Raw genomic sequence first — 23,218 nt, 5'->3', positions numbered from 1 at the left:
TTAACGTTTTGTAAGAAAATACAGCGGGTTCGGGTTAAGCAATTCCTGTCATTCAGTTCAAGTTTCAAGCCACCTTTCGACATCAACAGCCGGCCAAGCGGGAAAAAGAAGCCTCGGTTGCTGATATTAAATTATAAATGCCTTCACAAGCTATTGTCAGTATCGCCGACAGGCTGCTTTTGGGTGAGTGAATTATGGGATGGGCTCACAGGGGTTTTTATTTATAGGGATTTATTTATGACACTTTTTTTGTAAGTTGAGCCATTCTAAAAGCAGGGTAAAACCATGTTGCCCTGTATAAAAACACGGATGATCACCATGCCGGGTAAAATCACCTGATGGGTCTCTAAGGGCCATATATGGCACATGATTTTTTACCTGCAAAAATAACGTAAAAGTTTGTATGAGTTACACACCTGATTTACTGCTCAAAAATGTGAAACCGGTCGGCAGCGGTTTCGACGGCTCGGAAACAGTGGACCTGCGGATTTCGGCCGGAAAGATAACGGAAATCGCAGCGGGACTGGAAGCCGGCGGTCAGGAGGAGAGCCACGACGCCGGCGGGAGTTATCTCTCCGGGGGCTGGATGGATATGCACGTGCACCTGCGCGAGCCGGGCTATGAACACAAGGAAACGATTGAGACGGGCTGCGCGGCGGCGGCTTTCGGCGGGTTTACGGAAGTGGCCTGCATGCCGAACACGAACCCGGCTATCGACTCGCGGGATGTGGTGGAGTTTATCGTCAATTCGTCCAGGGACCTGCCCGTTTCCGTCCATCCCATCGGCTGCGTATCCAAGGAGCGAAAAGGTACCTCCATTGTAGAGATGGCAGATATGAAAGCGGGCGGAGCGGTTGCGTTCAGCGATGACGGCGATCCCGTTTTCAACTCGCAGCTGATGCGCGTAGCCCTGGAGTATTCCTCCATGCTGGAGGTGCCCGTCATTAACCATGAGGAGGATCTGAAACTCTCGCGTCCGGGTCATATGCACGAGGGAAGAGTGTCGGCGCGGCTGGGACTGGACGGCACGCCGGGCATTGCGGAGGAGACGATGATTGCCCGTGATATCCTGCTGGCGGAATTTACCGGGGGACACATTCACGTGGCGCATATCAGCACGGCGAAGGCGGTGGAGCTGGTGCGCCGCGCCAAGGCTGACGGTATTCATATTACGGCGGAAGTGTGTCCCCACCACTTTGATCTTACCGACGAGGAGATCGAGCGCCGTGACTTCGACACGAATGTAAAGATGCATCCCCCGCTGCGTTCGCAGGAGGACGTGGATGCGATGGCAGAGGGACTGGCGGACGGGACGATCGATGCTATTTGCACCGATCATGCCCCGCACGCTGTGGAAGAGAAGGAGGTAGAGTTTATCTATGCGCCCAATGGCATTACCGGGCTGGAAACGGCCTGGAGCGTAAGCGTACGGCAGCTGCTGCAGCCCGGGGTACTGGACCTGCCGGCACTGCTCGAAAAGTTTGTTGAGAATCCCCGTCGTATCCTGAACCTGGAGATTCCCAAAATTAAGGAAGGGTCGAAAGCCAACCTGACGCTGTTCAATACCGATGAGCAATGGACCTACGAGGAGCAGCGGGTGAAAACCAAGTCCACCAATTCACCCTATCTCGGAGAGGAGATGACCGGACGGGCGGAAGCCATTTATAACGGGGGACATTTTGTGGTGAATAAGATTTAGCCGCAGAATGAATCCGCCCCTTGAGCGTTATGATACTCTAACTTCGTAATCTTAGGTTCTCCTTTTGGTTCGATTTATCACGCTTATTACCTTTTTTTGCTGCATAAGCTCCGGATTTGCCGGAGCACAGGATGATGTGATCGACGCACAGTACGGCGTCATTCCGGATTCCCTGTTCCGCATGCAGGAACCAGCTGACAAGTCGGAAACCCCCTATACCATCACCAACAAGGAAGTGGATGTCTCCTTTCAGGAAACGGGCGGCAGCATCATTGCGGTCCTCCGCCACCATATGCGGCTCAAGGTGTTTGACGCCTCATCGCCGGAAGCATCCACGGTGACCATCCCGTATTACTTTGCTGACAATATGGAGCAGATTTCCGATATCCGCGGGACAACCCACCGTTCGCCCGGCGAGCAGGTGCCGCTGGATAACGCGGAGATCAAAACCATTGATATCAACGGGCGCTACAAAGTGAAAGAGTTTGCGATGCCGGCTGTGGAGGATGGTGCGGTGCTGGAATACAGCTATGTGATCCGGCGCCGTTATATCGAGGAGCTGCCGGATTTTCACCTGTCGCAGAGGGTCCCCACGGCGCATGCCAAGATGACGATCACCTATCCCCCCTACCTGCGGTATGAGAGCGTGGTCGAGCAGTATGAGGGTCCGCTTCATCACGATTTTGCGTACAGAGATACCAGTTCGGTGCCCAAAATTTTTACCCTGCCGCGACCGGATCCGGTGATTACCGAGCGGTGGATCGCTTCGGATATCCCCCCGGTGAAGGAGGAACCGTTCATCTCTTCGCTGGATGACTACCGGGGAAAGATCAAGTTTATCCTCAAAGCGTTTGGCCTCCCGCGCCAGCAGCTCGACACCGGATGGGACGTGGTGGTTGCCAAACTGCGACGCAATACCAATCCCCTCGAACAGATCCGGACCTACCGGCGGGCCCGGGCGCTGGGCGATTCTCTTTCCAGCGAGCATCCTGAGGACTCCCGGCGGGCGCTCCAGGCGCGTATTTACCGCTATTTAAACGAGCGGGTCCGCTTTTCGGGGGCGTATGCGCCCTACAGCACGACCCCCGATTCGGCGGTGCTTGCGGGGACAGCCACCGATCAGGCGGCCATCAACCAGACGTTGCTGGCTATGCTGCGAGGGGCCGGCATTGAGGCTCACCCGCTGCTGGCGTCTACACGCTCCTCGGGCACCATTAACAGGGCGTTTCCCTCGTTCTACCAGTTTAACGCCCTGGCGGTGCGGAGCGAAATTGAAGGGGAGGCGCATATAATGGATGCCAGTTTTCCCTACGGACAGCCAAACCTGATCCCGGTGGAGATGAACAACGGGGAGGGATTGCTGCTGCGCGATGACTCGTTTAGCTGGGTGCCGATGCAGGCCGGGGAAAATATGGTTGGGATACAGGTGGGAGTAGAGGGACAATTACAGGCGAACGGTACGCTGAGCGGAGCGATTGTCTCGCACCAGCGGGGGTATCCCGCACAGATTATCCGGCAGCAGAAAGCCGACGGGCAGTCGGATGCGGAAGTGCTCAGGCAGACCATTTTTGACGGCTACTCGCAGGTGAGCGTAAGTGATGTGCGTATAACGAACCTGAACAGCTATGAGGAGCCGGTGGAAATACGGGCAGGCTTTGAGATTGAGCGGTACGCAACCAGTTATACCGACGGACTCCGGTTTCGTCCCATGCTGGTGGGGTATCAGATGGAAAATCCTTTTGAGGATTCCGACCGTGACCTGCCCGTTACGCTGAATGCGCCTGAACATGTACAGGTATCCTACGACATTGCCCTGCCGCGGGGATTTGCCGCGGCAAGCGGGAGGGAAAGCCATACCCTGGATCTGCCGGGGGCCGTCTTCGAGGAGTCGTATGACATGCAGACGGGGAAGCTCAACTACGAATATACCATTGATATCGGCCGGCAGCATTTTCCGGTGGAGCAGTTCGATCAGCTGTACCGCGTGTATGAACGCTGGGTGGAACTCAGCAACAGTTATTGGCTCATTGAATCCTAACCCACAGGCTGCCTCATTTTCACTTACACGCTGAATTTCAATCTATACTTTGCCCATGGCTTCACTTTCAATCATAGCAGAGTCTTACCACCGGGGGCGTAACGGCTGGCGCAAAGACAGCAGGCTTCACCCTGAATATTAACCTTGACGTAACCTTGAATTCCATGCTTCTGGCTCTCGAAACCGCAACTGACGTCTGTTCCGTCGCTTTTTGTGACAATGATGGCGACCTGTTTGAAAAAAGGATTGAAAAACGGGGGGCGCACTCCGAGCAACTATTTCTGTTTATCGCGGAGCTGATGGAGGAGCATGATTTCCGGATTACGGAGTTGTCGGCATTGCTGGTCAGCGAGGGACCCGGTTCCTATACGGGATTGCGCATCGGCGCCAGTGCGGTAAAGGGACTGCTTTTCCAGACGGAGGTGCCGCTGTATGGTGTGAATACGCTGGCCTCTTTTGCTGTGGGGTCAGTGGACGATGCCTCCCCTGCGGGCACGATTCACGCCATTATCGACGCCCGGCGCGTGCACGTATACCACCAGCAGTTTCACGTTTCCGGAACCGCCCTGGCAGCTGGCAGCGAAGTCGAGGTGCTCCCGATTGACAGGTTTGAGTCGATGGTTGCGAGCGGTGATCTCATTACCGGTACCGGACTGAATCGTATCAGTGAGGATATTAAAGCGAAAACCGTGACCCGCGGACCAGGGGCCATAACGGCCAGATCGCTGGTAAAACTCTACCGGCATGGATATGAGGCGTTCTTTCATCCGGCCTCCCCTCCTGCTTTCGAGCCGAAATATTATACGTCGAACCAGGTGAACGGCGGGTGACGGGCGGGTTCCGGCCGGCCGTAGATATCCCGGTAGATAGTGACGGGCTGCCGGGATTCCGCCTGTTTTAGCGTAGCATTGCAGGAGGGGAGGGAGCGGGTCCGGTACATGCCAAGGGCAACAAAGCCGGCGGTTAAGAGGAGCAGCCCGGGCAGCATGCGAATTTTTATCTGGTCCTGAAACCCTATTGAAATCGAACAATACGACAGTGATCAGGGTACCAGTTGAAAGGGAAGACGGGAAACATATTAGGTACTTTGTTGTTTACAGGGGCCTGTCTTGGGACAAGAGGCAAAAAAATAAAAGATTTTAGCTTCACCGGAGAATCATTATTTTGAGATTCATTTAAACAAAGAGCATTATCATGGATTGGTTTAAGCGAAAGGATAAAAATATTCAAACTGATCAGCGCAAAGAGATGCCGGAAGGGGTATGGATAAAGGTCCCCAAGACGGGGGAGACCGTACACCGGCGGGAGGTGGAGGATAACCTGTGGGTGGATCCGCTGAGCGGGTACCACTTTCGCATTGGCAGTGAAAAGTACTTTTCTTTCCTGTTTGATGACGGCGTGTTTGAAGAGATCGGGCAGGAGATTGTGCCGACCGATCCGCTGAATTTCGAAGACCGTAAAAAATATAGCGACCGCCTGGAGGAATACCAGGAAAAAACGGGTCATTCGGATGCGGTGCGGGTGGGTGTCGGAACAATGAATGAGCTGGATGTCGTTATTGGCTGTATGGATTTCGACTTCATTGGCGGCAGCATGGGATCGGTGGTCGGAGAGCGGCTGGCAATGGCTATCGACCACGCCCGGGAACATAAAATCCCGCTTATTATCATTTCTCAATCGGGCGGCGCACGCATGATGGAAAGCGTGCTCAGCCTGATGCAGATGGCCAAAACTTCGGCCAAGCTGGCTCAGCTGGAGGAAGAGGGGGTTCCCTATATCTCGGTGATGACCAATCCCACGACCGGGGGGGTCACGGCCAGCTTTGCAATGCTGGGTGATTTTAATATTGCCGAACCGGAGGCCTTGATCGGCTTTGCGGGTCCCCGTGTCATCCGGCAAACGATCGGACGTGACCTGCCGGAAGGATTTCAGCGGTCGGAATACCTGCTGGAACATGGTTTTTTGGATTTTATAACCCCGAGAAACCAGATGAAGGGGGAGCTGACAAAGCTGCTTAAGATACTGCTGCATAAGTTTGAGGAATGATCAGCAACTAAGGCGCAAATTCTTTCCGCAATTCTTACAAAAGTTTTGCGTTTTTGTATATACCTCTGCGGTAGCTATGGGGGAATAATGTTGTAACGACTTCGGATCTATGAACAGACTATTCTTACTTCTTTTTGTCTTGGGGTGGATTGTTCAGCCTGTCCGGGCCCAGGATAAAGCGCTCGCCTTCGAGCATATCTTCGATGATACCTTCCGGCCGGAAGGTATCCAAAATGTAAACTGGATGAAAGACAGCCAGTACTATACCACACTGAAGCGGGTTAACGGAGATATCGAAATACGGAAGTACGATATTTTAACCGGTGATTATGAAGTGCTGCTGTCTACTTCCGACCTGAAGGTGCCGGACCGCGACAAGCCGATTATCATTCAGGATTATCAATTTTCGGCCGATGAAAGCAAGCTCCTGGTGAAAACCGATATTGAGGCCATCTGGAGGCGCAGCACCCGCGAAAACTATTTTATCTATAATTTTGAAACGGGAAAAACCCAAAAACTAACCCAGTCCGAACAGAAACAGCAGTATGCGCAACTGTCTCCATCGGGCGAAAAAGCGGCTTTTGTGCAGGATAACAACCTCTATTGGGTGGACTTGGAGACGGGCGAGGAAACGGCTATTACGACCGACGGGTCGCTGAATAACATCATCAACGGCACGACCGATTGGGTCTATGAAGAAGAATTCGGCATTGCCAGGGCCTGGTACTGGTCCCCCGACGGCCGTAAAATAGCTTTTTACCGGTTCGATGAGTCCGACGTGAAGGAATTCTTTATGACGGAGTGGAAGGATTTGTATCCCGGTCTTACCCGCTTCAAGTATCCCAAAGCCGGCGAAGAGAATTCGACGGTAAAAATCGGGGTTTACGATCTTGAGAAGGATCAGACAAGGTGGATGGATATCGGCTCCGTAAATGACCAGTATATCCCGCGGATTAACTGGACACAGGATCCGGAAATGCTGGCGATCCGGCGGATGAACCGGCTGCAGAATAAACAGGACCTGATGCTGGCGAATGTAACGACCGGGCAGACCGAAATTATTAAAACAGAGCGAAGCGATGCCTGGATTGATGTGAACGATGATCTGAAATTCCTCGAAAACGGCCGGGAATTTGTCTATACCAGCGAGGAGTCGGGATACAATCATATCTACCTGTATGATATGGAAGGCGAGCAAATTCGTCAGGTGACGAGGGGCAGCTGGGAGGTAACCAATTATCTCGGATTCAATGAGGATACGGGCCGGTTTTACTATGTGAGTACCGAAGAGTCGCCGCTTCAGCGTCACTTGTACAGCATTAAACGGGATGGCACCGGCAAGAAGAAGTTGACGGAGGGGAACGGATGGAACGAGATTAAAATGAGTCCCGATTACAAGTACTATATCGAAATCTTTTCTACGCCGACGCTGCCGCCGCAGTATACCCTGCACGAAATAAATGGAAAGCAGCTGCGAATGCTCGAGGACAATGCCGGGCTGCAACAGGATCTCAGCGAGTTTCAGCTGCCGGAAAAAGAGTTTATCAAGATCCCGCTGCAGCAGGCAACTCTCAATGGCTACCTGTTGAAGCCGCATGATTTTGATCCGTCCAAAAAATATCCCGTGTTGTTTTACGTGTACGGGGGACCCGGCAGCCAAAGTGTCAAGAAGAATTATACATCGAGTCATCGCTCCAATTGGCACCGGTACCTGACAGCTCAGGGTTATATCGTGGCAAGTATTGACAACCGGGGGACCGGGGGACGCGGCCGTGCTTTTGAAAAGCAGGTATACAAGAAACTGGGTCAGTACGAGGTGGAAGACCAAATCGATGCCGCTGAGTACTTAATCCGTGAATACGATTTTATTGATGAGGATCGGCTCGGGATCTGGGGCTGGAGTTACGGGGGATACATGTCGAGCCTGGTGCTTGCCCGGGGCAGTGATCTGTTTGATGCTGCTATGGCCGTCGCACCCGTGACCAGCTGGCGCTTCTACGATACAATTTATACCGAACGGTTTATGCAGACCCCGCAGATGAATCCCGAAGGGTATCGCAGGGGATCAGTATTGACCTATGCCGATCAAATCGAGGGCGATTATTTACTGGTTCACGGCACGGGCGACGACAATGTTCACTTTCAGAATACGGTAGAAATGGTGAACCGGATGGTGGAGGCGGGGGTTTCCTTTGAAACGATGTACTATCCAAACCGAAATCATGGTATTTACGGCGGGAATACGCGCGAGCATCTTTTTAACATGTTAAATGATTTTATTTTAGAGCATCTATAATTATGGGTCGAGTTCAGTTTGCGGATTACGCCAAAGTCTATGTAGCGGGAGGAAACGGGGGAGCCGGCGCGGTGCACTTCCGGCGGGAAAAATATGTGCCCAGGGGTGGTCCCGACGGCGGCGACGGGGGAGCGGGGGGCGATGTCATCCTCCGTGGTAACCAGCAGCTGAACACGCTCCTGGATCTTCGCTACCGGAAATATGTGAATGCCGGGGAGGGACAGCGCGGCGAATCGAGTAAGCGCAAGGGAAAAGACGGGGAGGATGAAGTCCTGGAAACCCCCCTGGGCTGCGTGATCTACGATGCTGAAACCAAAGAACGACTGGGCGAAATTACCGAACATGAGCAGGAAATAGTCGTGGCGGAAGGGGGCAAAGGGGGACTGGGAAACTGGCACTTCCGGAGTTCCACCAATCAGACACCGCACCATGCGCAGGATGGCGAGGAAGGAGAAAGCCGGGCCATCGAAATTGAGCTGAAGCTGATTGCCGATGTGGGACTGGTGGGGTTTCCCAATGCGGGCAAGAGCACGCTGCTTTCCGCTATGTCAGGAGCTGAACCCAAAATCGATTCCTACCCGTTTACGACGCTTCAGCCCAACCTGGGGGTTGTTTCCATGCCCGATTACCGGACCTTTGTGATGGCCGATATCCCCGGCATCATTGAAGAGGCCCACGAGGGACGCGGACTGGGTATACAGTTCCTGCGGCATATTGAACGCAATAATGTGCTGCTGTTCATGATAAGCTCTCAGCAGGATATCGCCTACGAGTACGAGGCCCTGCTGGATGAGCTCAGAGCGTATCGTTCCGACTTGCTCGATAAACCGCGCATTCTGGCCGTCACGAAGATGGATCTGCAGGAGAATTATGAGCTCGACCCGGAAAAAAAGGTCGATTTGGATATTCCCACAGTTGAAATTTCCGCTGCAACCAATTACCATATAGATGAACTGAAAGAAATCATCTGGGAGCAGATACAAACCGTTGAATCATCAAGAGAAGACCCCGAAAAAAACACTGGTTAGAGAACTTATTGCCCTTCACCTGATATCCAACCTGGGGGCCCGGCGTATTCGAATGCTTATTCAGGCGGCCGGTCACCCGCAGGATATCTTTCGGATGAACCGGCGCGAACTACAGTCTATTCACGGCATCGGTCCCAAGACCGCAGAGCAGATCGTTTCATTTGATGGCTGGTCCGAAGTCGATCGCATCCTGCAGAAGACAGAGCGGATTGGCGCCGTGCTTATGACGCTATGGGATGAGGATTATCCTCCTCTGCTTCGCGAGATCTATGATTCACCCCTGTTGCTGTGGATTAAGGGAAACCGCCGGGCCCTGCAAACCGACAGCGTGGCGATTGTGGGGACGCGCAAGGCGGGCCGGTACGGCAGGGATGCCGCCCGGCTTTTTGCCCGGGAGTTATCGAAACGGGGACTTACCATCACCAGCGGGCTGGCCTACGGTATTGACGGCGCGGCTCATCGGGCAACGGTAGCGGCCGGCGGGTGCACGGTCGGGGTCCTGGGTTCCGGGATCGATATTATTTATCCCGCCGCGCATAAAAAGCTGGCCGCCGATATTATTGATACCGGCGGCGCTATTATTTCAGAATTTCCGGTGGGCACCGATCCCGATGCGGGTAATTTCCCGGTACGCAACCGGATCGTCAGCGGTTTGAGCCTGGGAACGCTGGTCGTAGCTTCCGGTATTGCCGGGGGCAGTATGATTACCGCAAAGCTGGCGCTGGACCAGAACAGGGAGGTGTTTGTGGTGCCGCACCCGATTGGCACGCCCAATGCGATCGGATGCAATAATCTTATACAGCGGGGCATGGGCAAGTTAGTACAGGATGTGGAGGATATCCTGGAGGAAATTGAGGTGCACATCTCCAAAAGAGACAGTGAGGGCAGAGAAGAGGAGCCGGGGGAGGACCTTGACGACACGCCCCGGTGGAGATCCCTTGAATTGGATGAATTATCTGCGGATATTTGTAAAACACTGCAGGGCAACCCGCTTCATATTGATGATCTGGCTGAGCGGTTGGGCGTTGAACCGCATAAGCTGTTGCCGACATTACTGGAGCTGGAACTGCAGGAGTGCGTTCGTCAGATGTCGGGCAAAAATTTTGAGCTTGGATTCTGATGTTGCCAAAAGGCTTGGTCAGCCGTTATCATCGCGATTGGCTTTTTACGGGGTACGAAATCCGGCCGTTTCGATTCGTTGTAAGAAATAGTATCTTGATGAATCTATGAGAGCTTTGGAATGCTGTGATACCGCGGTGGCAGCCCGCATACAGTCCCTGTAACCCTGGGTGTTGACAGGTATGAGAATAGATCTTTCGGGGCACGCAATACGGGTCAGCTGTCATAATTTGTTTTTTGAAGGAAGTTAAAACCAGGAACAAGGAGTACTGAAATATGCTTAAAACCGGCCAACAGATGAACCAGAAGCAGACGCAGCAACAGCGTCTGTCGCCACAGCAGATTCAGTATATCAAATTGCTGCAGCTTCCCACCATTGCGCTGGAACAGCGTATTAAGGAGGAGCTGGAAGTGAATCCCGTCTTAGAGGAGGGGGAGCCTGCGGATGAGCTTGATGAATTTGAATCGCAGGAGTGGGAGGAGGAAAAGCCCGAGCGGGAAGATGAGCTGGAACCGGTTGATCAGAATGAAGAGGTGGACTGGGAAGAGTTCATGAATAATACCGAGTATGATGGGGATAACTACAGTGGAGGCTCCGGTTATGCAGGCAATGAAGAGTGGCGCGATCTGCCCGATCCGTATCACGAGTCGTTCCTGGAGGAGCTGGAACAGCAGGTGGGACTCCTCGACCTGACTGAAAAGGAAAAGCTGATAGCCGATCAAATATTGGGCTCCCTCGACCAGGATGGCTATTTCCGCCGTGAGATTGAAGCCGTCGTCGATAACATTGCTTTCAATGAGGGAGTGCTGACCGACCGCGAAGAGGTAGAAGCGGTTCGTAAAAAGATTCAGCAGCTCGATCCCCCGGGCATTGCTTCGCGTGATCTTCGGGATTGCCTGTTGACACAGCTGGATATGATGGATTACGATGCGGAGGGGAGGTCTACGGCGATAGAGATGCTGCGCGACTACTGGGACCTTTTTGAAAAAAAGCATTTCAGCAAGCTTAAGAAAAAGCTTGATATCGACAATGAGGAGCTGAAAGCTGCTTTCAATTGTATAACGGGACTGGATCCCAAGCCGGGGGGGGACGGCAGCGCGGTGGATGACACCCAGAATTATATTGAACCCGATTTTGAGGTCTACTACCAGCCTGCCGAAAACCAGGAAAATGGAGAGGAAGAAGCCGGTGATTTTGTAATTTCGCTGAATAACAGCAATGTACCGCCGCTGCATATTTCTCCCCGGTATAAAAAAATGTGGGATGACCTGAAGAAGAAAAAGACCAAAAATAAACAGACCAAAGAGACAAAATCGTTTATCAAGAGTAAAATAGAATCGGCGCAGTGGTTTATTGATTCGATTCGACAGCGCCAGAATACCCTGATGAATACGATGAAAACGATTGTAGCGCTGCAGGAAGATTTTTTTAAACACGGCGAAGGACTAAAGCCGATGATTCTGAAAGATATTGCCGAGCGGGTGAATTTGGATATTTCAACGATCTCGCGGGTGGTCAACGGCAAGTATGTACAAACTCATTTTGGCGTTTTTGAACTGAAATATTTCTTCAGCGAGGGACTGGAAACAGAGAGCGGAGAGGAGGTGTCGAGCCGGGAAGTTAAAAATGCGGTTCAGGAAATTGTTGATAACGAAAACAAGAAAAAACCGCTGAGTGATCAGGCCATAGCTGACCTGCTGAAGGAGCAGGGGTATAAAGTAGCCCGCCGGACAGTCAGCAAATACCGGGAGAAGTTGAATATACCGGTTGCTCGTCTCAGAAAGCAGATTATTTGAGGCTCAGGCTCAGCTCAACGGCCTGCCACAGGGGATCGTTGAATGCGGCCAGCCAGAAGGCCAGCCCGGCAAGTAAAAGCAGATACAGTCCGGCGGTCGAGCTTATATACCGCAGCCGCTTGCCGCTCAGTGATTGCATGGCATCCAGGGAAGTTACCATAAAGCTTCCCAGGCATACCACCAGCATCAGGCCTGTTAACAGGGCTATCATCGCAGCATTTTCACTCCCGCCCGAAACGTGCAGCCCGATTGCCACCGTGCCGAGCACAATATTGATCTGCAGCGGCCATGCAAAAAGGGTCATGATCTGTGTGATCGAACGCAGCGACTTGTGGGGGAAGTAGAGCCCAAAAATGCTGATCATGGAAAAGATAAGGATTATTCCAACGGAGGCGATAAAAATATCATGGACTTCTCCGGTGAAAAAAAACAAGTCCGGAAAATGATAGTACAGGCTTTTCAGGCCGGTTTCAGACCAGTAATTAATGAGCATGGTAAACAGAGCGGCTGATGTCAACAGGGCATTTTGAATGATAATAATAAATGACGGGAAGGGAGAGCGAATGTGTTGCCTGAAAATATCATTGAGAAAGAATTTATGCCCGCTGAAATAGCGGAAGAGGGATTTTCTGTAGAGGGGACTCATATTGTAATGGAAAGCCAGTATGGCCCAGACCACCAGCAGCGTTACGATCGGGAGCGGGGAGGGGCCGGGCGACGGCAGAGATTCATCGGGGACCGGGAAAACGGGATCGGATTCTGAAGCAAGGGAAGACAAGATGGTTTCTAACTCGGGATATTTTTCCATCATCGATAACAGCCAGCGGCTTTCCAAAAAAAATGGTTTTTGAGGGTGGGCTGCCGTGGCTTGAATAACCCGTTTGAACGGCAGGAACCGTTCCCGGAGCTCAGCGGAGGGGCTGTACCGGTAGCTATCTATATGTGAGGAGCCGGGAATGGATGAGGATGGGGATGGGATGTTCTGTGGAGTCAGATGGATATCATAGCTGAAAAAATCGGCCGGTGTATCCGGGCTCTGGATTGTTCTGTTGTCGGTATAGGTGGTACGGATCGACTGTAGGGCGCGAAAATCATTGAAGAAAGAAGAAGCGGCCTTATTGAATGATACCCGGTGAATAGCTCCGTAGGCAAACAGGTTGAGTACTTTTACCGAAGGTTGTGCAGCAAAAGCCCTTATTTTTTTTCCGAGCCGTCTAAAGAAAGTAGAGTCGGCGCCTGTAAAAGTATGCGCTGTGGGAAACAGGATATGCAGGTCCCCATACACGGTCAGGTTGCGCTGGTTGATTTCGCTCCACAGCCGCTCGGAAGGGACCTGCTGCAGTTCCAGGACGGTAATACCCAGATCCTGGAATTGCTGAAGCTGTTGAACAGCCCGAGTGTCGTCATCCGGAAGTTCCCATACCACACCAAGCACGCGCTGCGCTTGAGCGGTACCGGATGCCATGGAAAGCAGAAAGGTACTCAGAAGCACAAACCGGAGCGGATTACTCACTATTGGTCAGTTATATTACTTGGGGTCGATCGTTTTTTCAATAGGCAGTTCTGTTGTCTCTTTAAAACTGCTCAACACCACGTTTGACCGGCTTTTGCTGACGCCATCCCACGATTGAATACGCGAAAGAAGCTTCTCGAAAGAATCGGTGTTTTCGGTGCGGATCTTGAGAATATGAGATCCGTCGCCGGTAATGGAGTGACATTCGAGCACTTCCGGTTCATTTGTAGTACGTTCGATGAATTTGGGGTAGTTATCCGAGCCGTCCACTTCTACAAAAACGAAGGCCGTGATGTCGAAGTTAAACAGTTTGCCATCCAGGATGGCGCGATAGTCTGTAATAAGCTTTTTTTCTTCTAACTTGCGCATGCGTTCGGATACCGACGGTACGGACAGATGCACGATTTCGGCAAGCTGGTTCCGCTGTGCACGCCCTTCTTTTTGCAGGTGTTTCAAAATCTTAATGTCTATCTCGTCCAATCCTTTAGCCATAATAATCCTCCACTTCCTAAATTTTCTATGATTTATAAAAAATAAGCTAAAATAATAAGGAGATCAAGAAATATAAGTCCGTAAATGCTTCTTTATTTCGGTTGATTTTATTTGCCTGAAGGAGTAAAAAATAGGTTCAATAGGTTGGTAAAACTCTTTTATCTTTAGCAAAATGATTAATTAAGGAAAATGCAACAAAACAGATGTTAGACGTCACCTATATTCGTGATAATACTGAGCGTGTAAAAGAAGGAATGCGCAATAAGGGAGAGGACCATCCCGAAATTGTAGATCAACTGCTGGAAGTCGATGAAAAGTGGCGTTCGATGGTGAAGCAGACCGACGATCTTCGAAACGACAGCAACATGAAAGCTCAAAAGATCGGCCGGCTGATGGGAGAGGGCAGAAAGGAAGAAGCCCGGGAAATCATCAAACATACCAGCACGCTGAAGGAGGAGATTAAAGAGAAGGAAGAACAACTGGAGTTCTTAAAAGAGCAGCGAAAGGAGCTGCTGCTGCGGATCCCCAATGTTCCTCACGATTCGGTACCGGTGGGGCATTCCGAGGAAGATAACGAACTGTTTAAAACATGGGGGACGCTCGCTGAAGCTGCGGAATGGCAGCGCCCGCACTGGGAGCTCGTGAAAGAACAGGGATGGATCGACTTTGAGCGGGGTGCAAAAGTAACGGGCGCAGGGTTCCCTTTTTATATTGGTCCTGTTGCAAAGCTGCAGCGGGCGCTTGTGAACTATTTTCTGAACAGGGCCGGGGAGCGGGGATATACCGAAATCCAGGCTCCCTATTTTGTAAATGAAGATTCTGCCAGGGGGACAGGACAAATACCCGACAAGGAAGATATGATGTATGAAATTCCGCGGGATGAGCTGTTTGCCATTCCAACGGCAGAGGTGCCTGTAACGAATTTCCACCGCGATGAAATTATCAGCCGGGGTCAGTTGCCGCTTTATTATGTGGCCTATACCCCCTGCTGGCGCCGCGAGGCCGGTTCTTACGGCAAAGATGTACGGGGGCTTAACCGCCTGCATCAGTTTGACAAGGTAGAGCTGGTAAAGATGGTGCATCCTGATACGGCCTACGAGGAGCTTGAGAGCTTGCGCCTCTATGCGGAGTCGCTGCTGGAGGAGCTGGATATCCCATATCGTACGCTGCTGATGTGCACCGGCGATATGGGCTTTACTCAATCCAAGAAATATGACCTCGAGGTTTGGAGTCCTGCACAAAAGCGGTGGCTGGAAGTCAGCTCCTGTTCCAATTTCGGGAGCTTCCAGGCGCGACGGATGATGCTCCGGTTTAGAAATGATGAGGAGGATACCGAAATATTACATACGCTCAACGGTTCGGGGTTGGCTCTGCCGCGGGTTGTGGCTGCCATACTGGAGATATACCAGCAGGAGGACGGAAGTGTGGTCGTCCCCGACGTCCTGCAGCCTTTTATGGGCTCGGAAGTGATTCAGCCCTGATAAATCGTATTATATTCTGTATGTTGGTCGCTCTTTATAGCTCAGGGTAATAACACCGCGGTTTTTCCCCGGGATCGGATCTACCCGAGTGAAGAGCGGGCCCGTTCGATCTTGTGGAAGGTGGGGCGGATGAAGAGTGGCAAAATCAGATGTTGCTATCAGAATACGTTACCGGGTATTTGATTGATGTTGATATTGATATAGTTTAAATACAGACGATTATGGAAGATGACATTTGGGGAACGATTTCTCTGAAAGACAAAAATATTCACTTCATCGATATCGGAGATCTCTGCCTGTGGATAAAATACGAGGACAACGAGATTCGTATCGCTTACAGTTACAGGGACGAGGTAAGCGGTGATATAGATAAACAGGAGCCGCCGAATGCGGTTCAGTGGGTACGATGGGCCCATAAAAACGGCCATGACCGTGTGCGTATACTCCCTGCTTTTGCCGATCTGCCGCTTATCGTCCAGTCGGAATACTCCCTGAAGGTAAGTCCCCATACCACCATACAGGTTTTTAGTCGCATCCCGATCTGGATTACGATAGCGCTTGCGCACGACGATTATCTGCTGCTTGAACTGCCCGTATTGAAAATGTCCAAGACCTGGTTTGGGACGCCAATCGAGGGGGAACTCTGTTATCATACTACGACCAAGGCGCGACGGGATCTTTCAAAGCTAAAACCGGAACCGTACCTGGTGAGCTGTCCCATCACCATATCGAATAAATCACCGGAGGCCCTTGATTTCGAAAGCTTTTGCTTCCGGGTGGAACGGCTGGGCATATACAAACATGATGGAACATTATGGGCCGATGAGACGCAGATTACCTATCACGGAGAGGAGCATCACAGTGATGTGATCATGACGGGAAAGCTGCCGGAAGGCATTAACAAGCAGATGCAGCTGACGAAACCCCGGAGGCAGATCCATGCAAGCCTGACCACCCGCACATTCAAGCGTCTGTTCGAGGACGCAGCCATTTTAGGAAGTTAAGCACAGAAGCGTTATGGATTTATTTAATATTTATAATTACGTATCGGAAGAAGTCGTTTTTCAGATTATCAGAGTTGCTCTGATAATCGCAATTACGATCCCTGTTATTTTTATGTTGCGTAACTGGGCTCGTTCCCTTTTTACAAAAAAATATTCCACTCACTACGGGATGCTGGCCGGGAAAGTGGTTTTCTATTCCGGTATTATCATACTATTGATAACGATTATGGGTCAGCTGGGCATAAGTTTGGCTCCCCTGCTGGCCGGTGCCGGTATCGTGGGAGTCGCCCTTGGCTTTGCCTCTCAGACCAGCGTGTCCAATATTATAAGCGGGCTCTTTCTGATTGCCGAACAGCCTTTCAAAGTCGATGATATCATCAATGTTAACGGCACGATCGGTATAGTCATGTCTATTGACGTACTTTCGGTCAAACTTCGGACCTTTGACAATATGTTTGTTCGCATTCCCAACGAAATGATTATCAAAACAGAGGTGATTAACCTGACACGCTTTCCGATTCGCCGGTTTAATGCCAAAGTTTCGGTCGCCTACCGGGAGGATATCGGTAAAGTCCGTGAAATTCTGATGGAGGTCGCCCAGAAAAACAAGTACTCCCTCAGTGAACCGGAGCCGCAAATTATTTTTGAGGCTTTCGGTACGTCATCCATCGACCTGGATTTTCGAATATGGGCTCAGGTTAATGAATGGATCCATCTTAAAAACACCATCCAGGAGGAGATAAAAAAGAGATTTGATGAGGAGGATATTGAGATTCCCTTCCCGCATGTTTCTCTATACGCCGGGTCTGAATCCAAGCCGCTGCCTATTGAGATGGTAACAAAGGCAGCAACTCTCCAAAAAGAGGCGGATGAGACCGCGGATTAAGACAGTGAGCATTATACGGTGATCACAGCGTGTTAGTGAGAAGCAGGGAGTATTATGTATAAAAGAATGTATGAACCTACCTGATTAAGACTTAGGGAATTCTTAGAAAAACCGTTCTTTGGTCAATTTCTGCCTCTTCGCGCGTTCAAAATTCTGACACAGGCCTACATAGCATATGTTATGGTTATGAATTTACCCGGGGTTGATATTGGATTGACTCAAATTCCCGGTTTTTTAAAGCCTTTTAAGGAAATATCCCCTGGAGAGAGCGTGGACCAAATAGCCAGTAACGAATAAGAAACCATTAAAAAACTCAGGTAACCTTGGCATGGGCTTGGGCATCGGCTGCTTCTGTCTCTGACACCTGATATCAGGAAGCCACGGCATACATTTTTTGATCTTTAAACCGGAAGAGCAGATCCAGAATAGGCTGCATCTCTTTTTCCTCCATGATGGCGGCCCGAAGCTGCCGGCTGTTGCGGACCCCTTTCAGGTACTGGGCATAATGCTTCTTCATAATGATCACCCCGTAATGCTCCCCGTGGTGCCGAACCGACCGGCGCAGCTGTTCACAACACAAGTCGATGCGGTCTTCCACGGTAGGCTCGGGCAGCAGCTCGCCGGTCTCGATATAATGGTGGGATCGTTCAAATATCCAGGGGTTTCCGATAGCTCCCCGGCCGATCATAACACCGTCGACGCCCGTTTCGGCGAACATCCGTTTGGCATCCTCCGGCGAAGTGACATCCCCGTTACCGATGATCGGGATTTCGAGCCCGGGGGTGTTCTTTAGCTTTTTGAGCCATTCCCACCGGGCGTTTCCCTTGTATTTTTGGTTGCGCGTGCGGGCATGGACGGTCAGCGCTTTTACGCCCAGATCCTGCAGCATAAGAGCCACTTCCCGGATGCGGATGGTGCGGTCGTCCCATCCGAGCCGTGTTTTGACCGTAACAGGCTTATTTTCAACGGCATCGATGACCGAGCCGGCCATCCGCTCCATAAGTTCCATATCTTTGAGGCAGGCACAACCGGCCCCTTTTTTGACAATTTTGTAGACCGGACATCCGAAGTTGATATCCACAACATCGGGATTGTTTGATTCCGCTATCTGAGCAGCTCCTCCCATGGCAACCTCGCGTCCGCCGAATATTTGAACACCAAAGGGCCGTTCTTCTTCGTTAAAATCCATCTTGTGCAAGGCCTGGTCGGAGTCCCGGACAATCGCTTCTGAGCTGATAAATTCCGTATACACAATATTGGCACCTTTTCGGCGGCAGATGGTTCGGAATGGAGAATCGGTAACATCCTCCATCGGAGCCAGCAGAAGCGGCTTATGTCCCAAGTCAATGTTTGCTATGTTCACGCTGATACATTTTTGTTATTCTTGAAGGCCTTTATAAAACCGTTGTTTTACAATCGCTACATGTTTGCGATTGCAACATTCTCATGTATCGTCCATGCACTGCGGTTTTAAAAATCACCCAGGGGTTGGTATTGAACAAAACTCCTGGTTTTCCAAAGGCCTATCTTGTTCACTCATAGAGAGTTTTGCAAAACCGTTTTTTACACCAATTGCTTCATTTCGCTTATTCACTATCCTCACACAGGCCTGTATAGCATATGTTGTGGTTGTGAATTTACACAGTGGCCAAAATTATTGTTTTCCAAATACCTCTCATCCTGAAATATAAGGAGAATCCTGCAGAACGTCGATTGTTTAACTGCCCCGTGGCAACTTCTTTTTTTACCGGTGGAGAGCTTAATGACCGGAGATTCAATTTTGCGTTCGGGCAGTTACAGCTCTGCTGGTCAACAGTGTCATGTTAAATCATACCAATCCATAAAAAGTGTTTGTCCCGTTGCCTGTTTCTGACTATTTTCAGCCACTGATGAAACGACTCCGTTCATATATTGCACGATTGCTGGTGACGCTCCTGGTCTGTTCGGGCTTTAGCCTGTATGTGGTTCAGCCTGCGCAGGCGGGACAGAGATCACATGAATTTGCACGGTGGCTGGGTATGATGGCGGAGGCTTCGAATGCTCCCGGCCTGAAAAAAGAGCTGCAGGATTTGAAGGCTTCGGGGGGACAGCTGGCGGAGATGCTTGAACAGGCCTCGCAGATTGTCACGCAAAATAATGACGAATTTGATTTTCCCTTTGCAACGGAGGAGGCTTCCCCCGACCTATACCGGTTGTTGCTGATCGAATGGAACCAATTTCAGACCGGCAACGCCATGGACGGTCTTCCCGTGCAGCAGACGGTCAAGCCTCTTCTGATGCTGCAGGTGAATAAAACGGGAAGCCTGGCATCCACAACCGCCGGGCCGTATCTTCGAGCATTGCACGTCGATAAGAATTGGATTGCACCAGTCTCACGCCTGGCCACAAGGATTTTGACAGAACCGATGAGTGGCGGCGTGGCCATTGGAGCTCCGTAGGACAGACCTTTCTCTTGTATTTTTTTTCAGCTACAATCTGCTATTGAAACACAACTCTAAATTTTCAAAACGATTTATTATGAAAGGTAATGGAACAAAAATTGGATTTATTGTAGCCTTTCTGGCGATGTCCATCTACTATTTATGGCCGACAGTCGCAAATACGCTCGAGCAAAATTACATTGAAAACCTGCCCGAAGCCGAACGCGCTGAGTATGTCGAGGAAAATGCACAGCGGCTGCAAAACCTGCGTGAAAACTCCCTGTCACTGGGACTTGACCTGCAGGGCGGTATGCACGTGACGCTGGAAGTGGGAACGCCCCAGCTTGTCCGGGAACTGGCCGGAGAATACGCTGATTCGACGTTGTTGAACATTATAGACACAGCCGAACAGCAGGCCATCGAAAACGGCACCGATTTCATAAGTGAAATGGTAGAGGAGTTCGAGGAGGGCAATGCCGATGCGCGCCTGAGCCGCTATTTCCGGTCGGATACGGAAAATATTACACGCCGCTCTTCCAATGAAGAGGTCGAAGCATACCTGCAGCAGCAGCGAGACAGCGCTGTTGATCGTGCAATGGAAATTATCCGAACGCGGGTCGATCGCTACGGCGTTACGGAGCCGGCTATCTTTGTTCAGGGAAATAACCGGGTGGTTGTTGAGCTGCCGGGCGTGTCGAATAAGGAACGGATTCGCAGTTTGTTGAAAGGTACGGCCCGTCTTGAATTTCGTTTGGCCGCCGAACCCAATCAGATCAACGGCGCGCGCGAGAAAATCATGAACTATTACCGTATGCAAGCTTCGTCTGATACCTCCGACACGCTGCAACAGCAGCAGGGCGGCGGACAAAATCCGCTGGCGGAAGTATTGGGCACTCAGACGCGGAATGCGTATGCGTTTGGCTATGCGGCCGGAAGGGATACGGCTCGCGTTAATGAATTATTGCAAAATCCGGAAGTGCAGGAACTGATTCCGCGCAACGTGCAGCTCATGTGGGGGGCCAGCCCGTTCCAGACAACGCCCGAGGGACAAGAGTTTTATGAGCTGGTCGGGGTCCGACCGGATGTTGAAATGACCGGAGAAGTTATTGAAGAAGCCAGCGTGAATTTTGACCAGACCACCAACCAGCCCCGGGTTTCGATGAATATGGATGCAGAGGGGGCCCGACAGTGGTCGCGTATTACCGGGGCGAATATCGGCAAGCCGATAGCGATTGTCCTTGATGGCTATGTCTACTCCTATCCCAATGTTGAAACGAAAATAGCGAACGGCCGTTCATCTATTTCAGGGTTGGAAAGCGTTGCCGAGGCCGAAGACCTGGTGAACATTCTGCTTTCCGGTGCACTGCCGGCCCCGCTTGATATTATCGAAGAGCGAACGGTGGGGGCTACCCTGGGAGAGGCCTCCATCCAGGCGGGCTTCTATTCTACGCTCATCGGTTTGATTATTGTGGCCATCTTTATGATTGTTTACTACCATGCCGGAGGCGCCATTGCCGATCTGGCCCTGGTGCTGAATATCATATTTATACTCGGCATCCTGGCCGCTTTCAAGGCTACGCTTACCTTGCCGGGTATCGCGGGTATTGTCCTGACCATCGGTATGGCGGTAGATGCGAATGTGCTGATATTTGACCGGATAAGGGAGGAGCAGCGAACCGGAAAAACGCTGCGGGCCGCTATTGAGGGCGGTTATTCCAACGCTATGAGCGCTATTGTGGATGCCAATGTGACGACCTTTTTTGTGGGCATTATCCTCTACAGCTTTGGGGTGGGACCCATTAAGGGATTCGCGGTTACCCTGATGGCCGGTATTGTGGCCTCCCTGTTCAGCGCAATCGTAATTACGCGCGTCATCATCGATTACCTTACCCGCGACAAGTCCGCTGAACTCAGCTTCGGTTAATCCATTAGAACAGCTTTTAACATTAATTTAAGGATTTATTACCATGAGATGGTTTGAAACACCCGACTTTAACTTTTTGAAAGCCCATAAAATTGGCCAGGTCGTTTCCGGCATTTTATTAGTGGCTGCTGTCATCGGAATTCTAACGACCGGGTTGCAGTACGGCATCGATTTCAGGGGCGGTAAAGAATTCGTCCTTGAGTTCGAAGAGCCCGTCGACGTAACGGAAGTGAGAAGCGAGCTTGCAGGTCCGCTGGATGGAGCCCCGGAAGTAAAGCTTTTTGGATCGCCGCAGGAAATCCTCATCCGAACGGATAACCCCGATGATATTTCGGCAGTGCAGTCTACCATTATGGAGACCGTGGGACAGCTGTACTCCGGTAATTCGGCGACGGTTATTAAAACCAACATAGTGGGACCGCGTTTTGCCGAAGACCTGAAGCGCGGGGCGCTTAACGCGGTTATTTTTGCCCTGATTGTCGTTTTTCTCTATATCCTCATCCGTTTTAAGAACTGGACTTATTCGGCCGGTGCGGTGGCGGCCCTGTTTCACGACGTGCTGATTGTTCTGGGGATCTTTACGCTGTTTGCTGAAGTTGCTCCTTTCAGCATGCAGATCGACCAGGCGATTATCGCCGCTTTTCTGACGATTGTCGGTTATTCGCTGAACGACACGGTGGTGGTTTTCGACCGTATCCGGGAAAACAGCCTGTTATACAAAACGATGGATCATGATGAAATGGTCAACAAAAGCCTCAATGATACCCTTAGTCGCACCGTTATCACTTCGGTTACTACCTTTTTTGTGGTGACGATACTCTTTATCTTTGGCGGTGAAGTGCTAAAGGGCTTCTCTTTTGCCTTGATGCTGGGCGTCATTATTGGTACCTATAGTTCCTTGTTTATTGCCAGCTCTGTGGTTGTTGAACTTCATAAGAGGAAGAAAAATGCATAAAATTCCGGAGGAATTTCCTGTTGCAAAGAATTATATTGCAAAGAGATTGTAACAACGTTGCGTCGGAATCGTAATAATTAAACAGGGCATAACGGTCTCGACAGGAGGCCGTTGCTAAGGACCTTCTATAAATATAAATTCCCAAAAAAATGAACAGGAGATTTTAGATATGAATTTTAATGTATCAGAACGTTATAATTGTGTGGTAATCGAGTTTAAAGGTAATGTGATGGGTGGGCCGGATGCGGTGAGCCTGAACGAAAAGTTGCATGAACTTATTGAGGAGGACAAGACCAATGTCGTGGCCGATTTGGCAAAGGTGAAATTTATGAATTCCTCTGGACTCGGGATGCTTATCGGGGGATTGACAACCATGCGCAAAGCCGGGGGAGATCTTCGCATTGCCAATGCGACCGACAAGATTGAAAGCCTGCTGGTTATTACCAAGCTTATAACGGTTTTCAAGCATTTTAAATCGCTTGATGAAGCGGTTAAGTCTTATTCAGAGGAGTAAACTCAT

19 protein-coding genes are annotated in these 23,218 nt (G+C 50.8%); 15 read left to right on the top strand and 4 right to left on the bottom strand.

Features of this window, described 5'->3' with window-relative positions; translation table 11 throughout:
• Positions 1-403 precede the first annotated feature (403 nt).
• The 3 genes from BUB16_RS14935 (at position 404) to tsaB (ending at position 4,567) form a co-directional block, all read left to right on the top strand.
• Complete coding sequence (locus BUB16_RS14935) at positions 404-1,699, top strand: dihydroorotase (RefSeq protein WP_084088327.1); 1,296 nt, start codon at positions 404-406, stop codon at positions 1,697-1,699.
• A gap of 64 nt (positions 1,700-1,763) precedes the next feature.
• Complete coding sequence (locus BUB16_RS14930; protein WP_073066195.1) at positions 1,764-3,737, top strand: DUF3858 domain-containing protein; 1,974 nt, start codon at positions 1,764-1,766, stop codon at positions 3,735-3,737.
• Positions 3,738-3,901: 164 nt separating this feature from the next.
• Entirely contained in the window at positions 3,902-4,567 is a 666-nt protein-coding gene (tsaB, locus tag BUB16_RS14925) for a tRNA (adenosine(37)-N6)-threonylcarbamoyltransferase complex dimerization subunit type 1 TsaB (RefSeq protein ID WP_073066352.1), read from the top strand.
• On the opposite strand, the gene BUB16_RS14920 is transcribed toward tsaB, so the two are convergent.
• Positions 4,537-4,725, bottom strand: a complete 189-nt coding sequence (locus tag BUB16_RS14920) for a hypothetical protein (RefSeq protein WP_073066191.1) — start codon at positions 4,723-4,725, stop codon at positions 4,537-4,539. The genes tsaB and BUB16_RS14920 overlap by 31 nt on opposite strands.
• Positions 4,726-4,931: 206 nt before the next feature.
• Here BUB16_RS14920 and accD point away from each other — a divergent pair, with 206 nt between their 5' ends.
• From accD to rpoN, 5 genes are all read left to right on the top strand, one after another.
• Positions 4,932-5,783, top strand: a complete 852-nt coding sequence (gene accD / locus BUB16_RS14915) for an acetyl-CoA carboxylase, carboxyltransferase subunit beta (protein ID WP_073066188.1) — start codon at positions 4,932-4,934, stop codon at positions 5,781-5,783.
• A gap of 109 nt (positions 5,784-5,892) precedes the next feature.
• Complete coding sequence (locus BUB16_RS14910; RefSeq protein WP_073066185.1) at positions 5,893-8,079, top strand: S9 family peptidase; 2,187 nt, start codon at positions 5,893-5,895, stop codon at positions 8,077-8,079.
• A gap of 2 nt (positions 8,080-8,081) precedes the next feature.
• Positions 8,082-9,107 carry a GTPase ObgE gene (gene obgE / locus BUB16_RS14905; protein WP_073066182.1) on the top strand — a complete coding sequence of 342 codons (1,026 nt, stop codon included), beginning with the start codon at positions 8,082-8,084 and terminating at the stop codon, positions 9,105-9,107.
• Positions 9,067-10,227: a DNA-processing protein DprA gene (gene dprA / locus BUB16_RS14900; protein WP_244545708.1), complete on the top strand. Its 1,161-nt coding sequence runs from the start codon at positions 9,067-9,069 to the stop codon at positions 10,225-10,227. Before obgE ends, dprA begins: the two co-directional genes overlap by 41 nt.
• A 275-nt stretch (positions 10,228-10,502) precedes the next feature.
• The gene (gene rpoN, locus BUB16_RS14895) at positions 10,503-12,023 is read left to right on the top strand and encodes an RNA polymerase factor sigma-54 (protein ID WP_073066179.1); all 1,521 of its coding nucleotides are present in this window, start codon (positions 10,503-10,505) and stop codon (positions 12,021-12,023) included.
• Here rpoN and BUB16_RS14890 read toward each other — a convergent pair.
• Positions 12,016-13,536: a hypothetical protein gene (locus BUB16_RS14890; protein WP_073066177.1), complete on the bottom strand. Its 1,521-nt coding sequence runs from the start codon at positions 13,534-13,536 to the stop codon at positions 12,016-12,018. The genes rpoN and BUB16_RS14890 overlap by 8 nt on opposite strands.
• Before the next feature lie 15 nt (positions 13,537-13,551).
• Positions 13,552-14,028 (bottom strand): Lrp/AsnC family transcriptional regulator, encoded by a 477-nt coding sequence (locus tag BUB16_RS14885; RefSeq protein WP_073066173.1) that lies wholly within the window; start codon positions 14,026-14,028, stop codon positions 13,552-13,554.
• A gap of 203 nt (positions 14,029-14,231) precedes the next feature.
• On the opposite strand from BUB16_RS14885, the gene serS reads away from it, so the two are divergent.
• The 3 genes from serS to BUB16_RS14870 all read left to right on the top strand — a co-directional run bounded on the left by serS (position 14,232) and on the right by BUB16_RS14870 (position 17,399).
• Positions 14,232-15,509, top strand: a complete 1,278-nt coding sequence (serS, locus tag BUB16_RS14880; RefSeq protein WP_073066170.1) for a serine--tRNA ligase — start codon at positions 14,232-14,234, stop codon at positions 15,507-15,509.
• Between the two features lie 221 nt (positions 15,510-15,730).
• The gene (locus tag BUB16_RS14875; RefSeq protein ID WP_073066166.1) at positions 15,731-16,513 is read left to right on the top strand and encodes a DUF432 domain-containing protein; all 783 of its coding nucleotides are present in this window, start codon (positions 15,731-15,733) and stop codon (positions 16,511-16,513) included.
• A gap of 13 nt (positions 16,514-16,526) precedes the next feature.
• Positions 16,527-17,399 carry a mechanosensitive ion channel family protein gene (locus BUB16_RS14870; protein WP_073066163.1) on the top strand — a complete coding sequence of 291 codons (873 nt, stop codon included), beginning with the start codon at positions 16,527-16,529 and terminating at the stop codon, positions 17,397-17,399.
• Between the two features lie 370 nt (positions 17,400-17,769).
• Here BUB16_RS14870 and dusB read toward each other — a convergent pair whose 3' ends face one another.
• Positions 17,770-18,762, bottom strand: coding sequence for a tRNA dihydrouridine synthase DusB (gene dusB / locus BUB16_RS14865; RefSeq protein ID WP_073066161.1), 993 nt, complete (start codon positions 18,760-18,762; stop codon positions 17,770-17,772).
• A 526-nt stretch (positions 18,763-19,288) separates the two neighbouring features.
• On the opposite strand from dusB, the gene BUB16_RS14860 reads away from it, so the two are divergent.
• The 4 genes from BUB16_RS14860 to BUB16_RS14845 all read left to right on the top strand — a co-directional run bounded on the left by BUB16_RS14860 (position 19,289) and on the right by BUB16_RS14845 (position 23,212).
• Positions 19,289-19,837 (top strand): hypothetical protein, encoded by a 549-nt coding sequence (locus tag BUB16_RS14860; protein WP_139240328.1) that lies wholly within the window; start codon positions 19,289-19,291, stop codon positions 19,835-19,837.
• Between the two features lie 79 nt (positions 19,838-19,916).
• Positions 19,917-21,743 carry a protein translocase subunit SecD gene (secD, locus tag BUB16_RS14855; protein ID WP_073066157.1) on the top strand — a complete coding sequence of 609 codons (1,827 nt, stop codon included), beginning with the start codon at positions 19,917-19,919 and terminating at the stop codon, positions 21,741-21,743.
• Positions 21,744-21,786: 43 nt separating this feature from the next.
• On the top strand, positions 21,787-22,698 hold the full coding sequence (gene secF, locus BUB16_RS14850) for a protein translocase subunit SecF (protein WP_073066153.1): 912 nt from the start codon (positions 21,787-21,789) through the stop codon (positions 22,696-22,698).
• Positions 22,699-22,867: 169 nt separating this feature from the next.
• Complete coding sequence (locus BUB16_RS14845; RefSeq protein WP_073066150.1) at positions 22,868-23,212, top strand: STAS domain-containing protein; 345 nt, start codon at positions 22,868-22,870, stop codon at positions 23,210-23,212.
• Positions 23,213-23,218 lie beyond the last annotated feature (6 nt).

It is taken from the genome of Fodinibius roseus, from assembly GCF_900129315.1.
Taxonomy (GTDB): domain Bacteria; phylum Bacteroidota; class Rhodothermia; order Balneolales; family Balneolaceae; genus Fodinibius; species Fodinibius roseus.
Note: the sequence above shows the minus strand (reverse complement) of the source record. Positions and strands in the feature narration are given on the sequence as shown.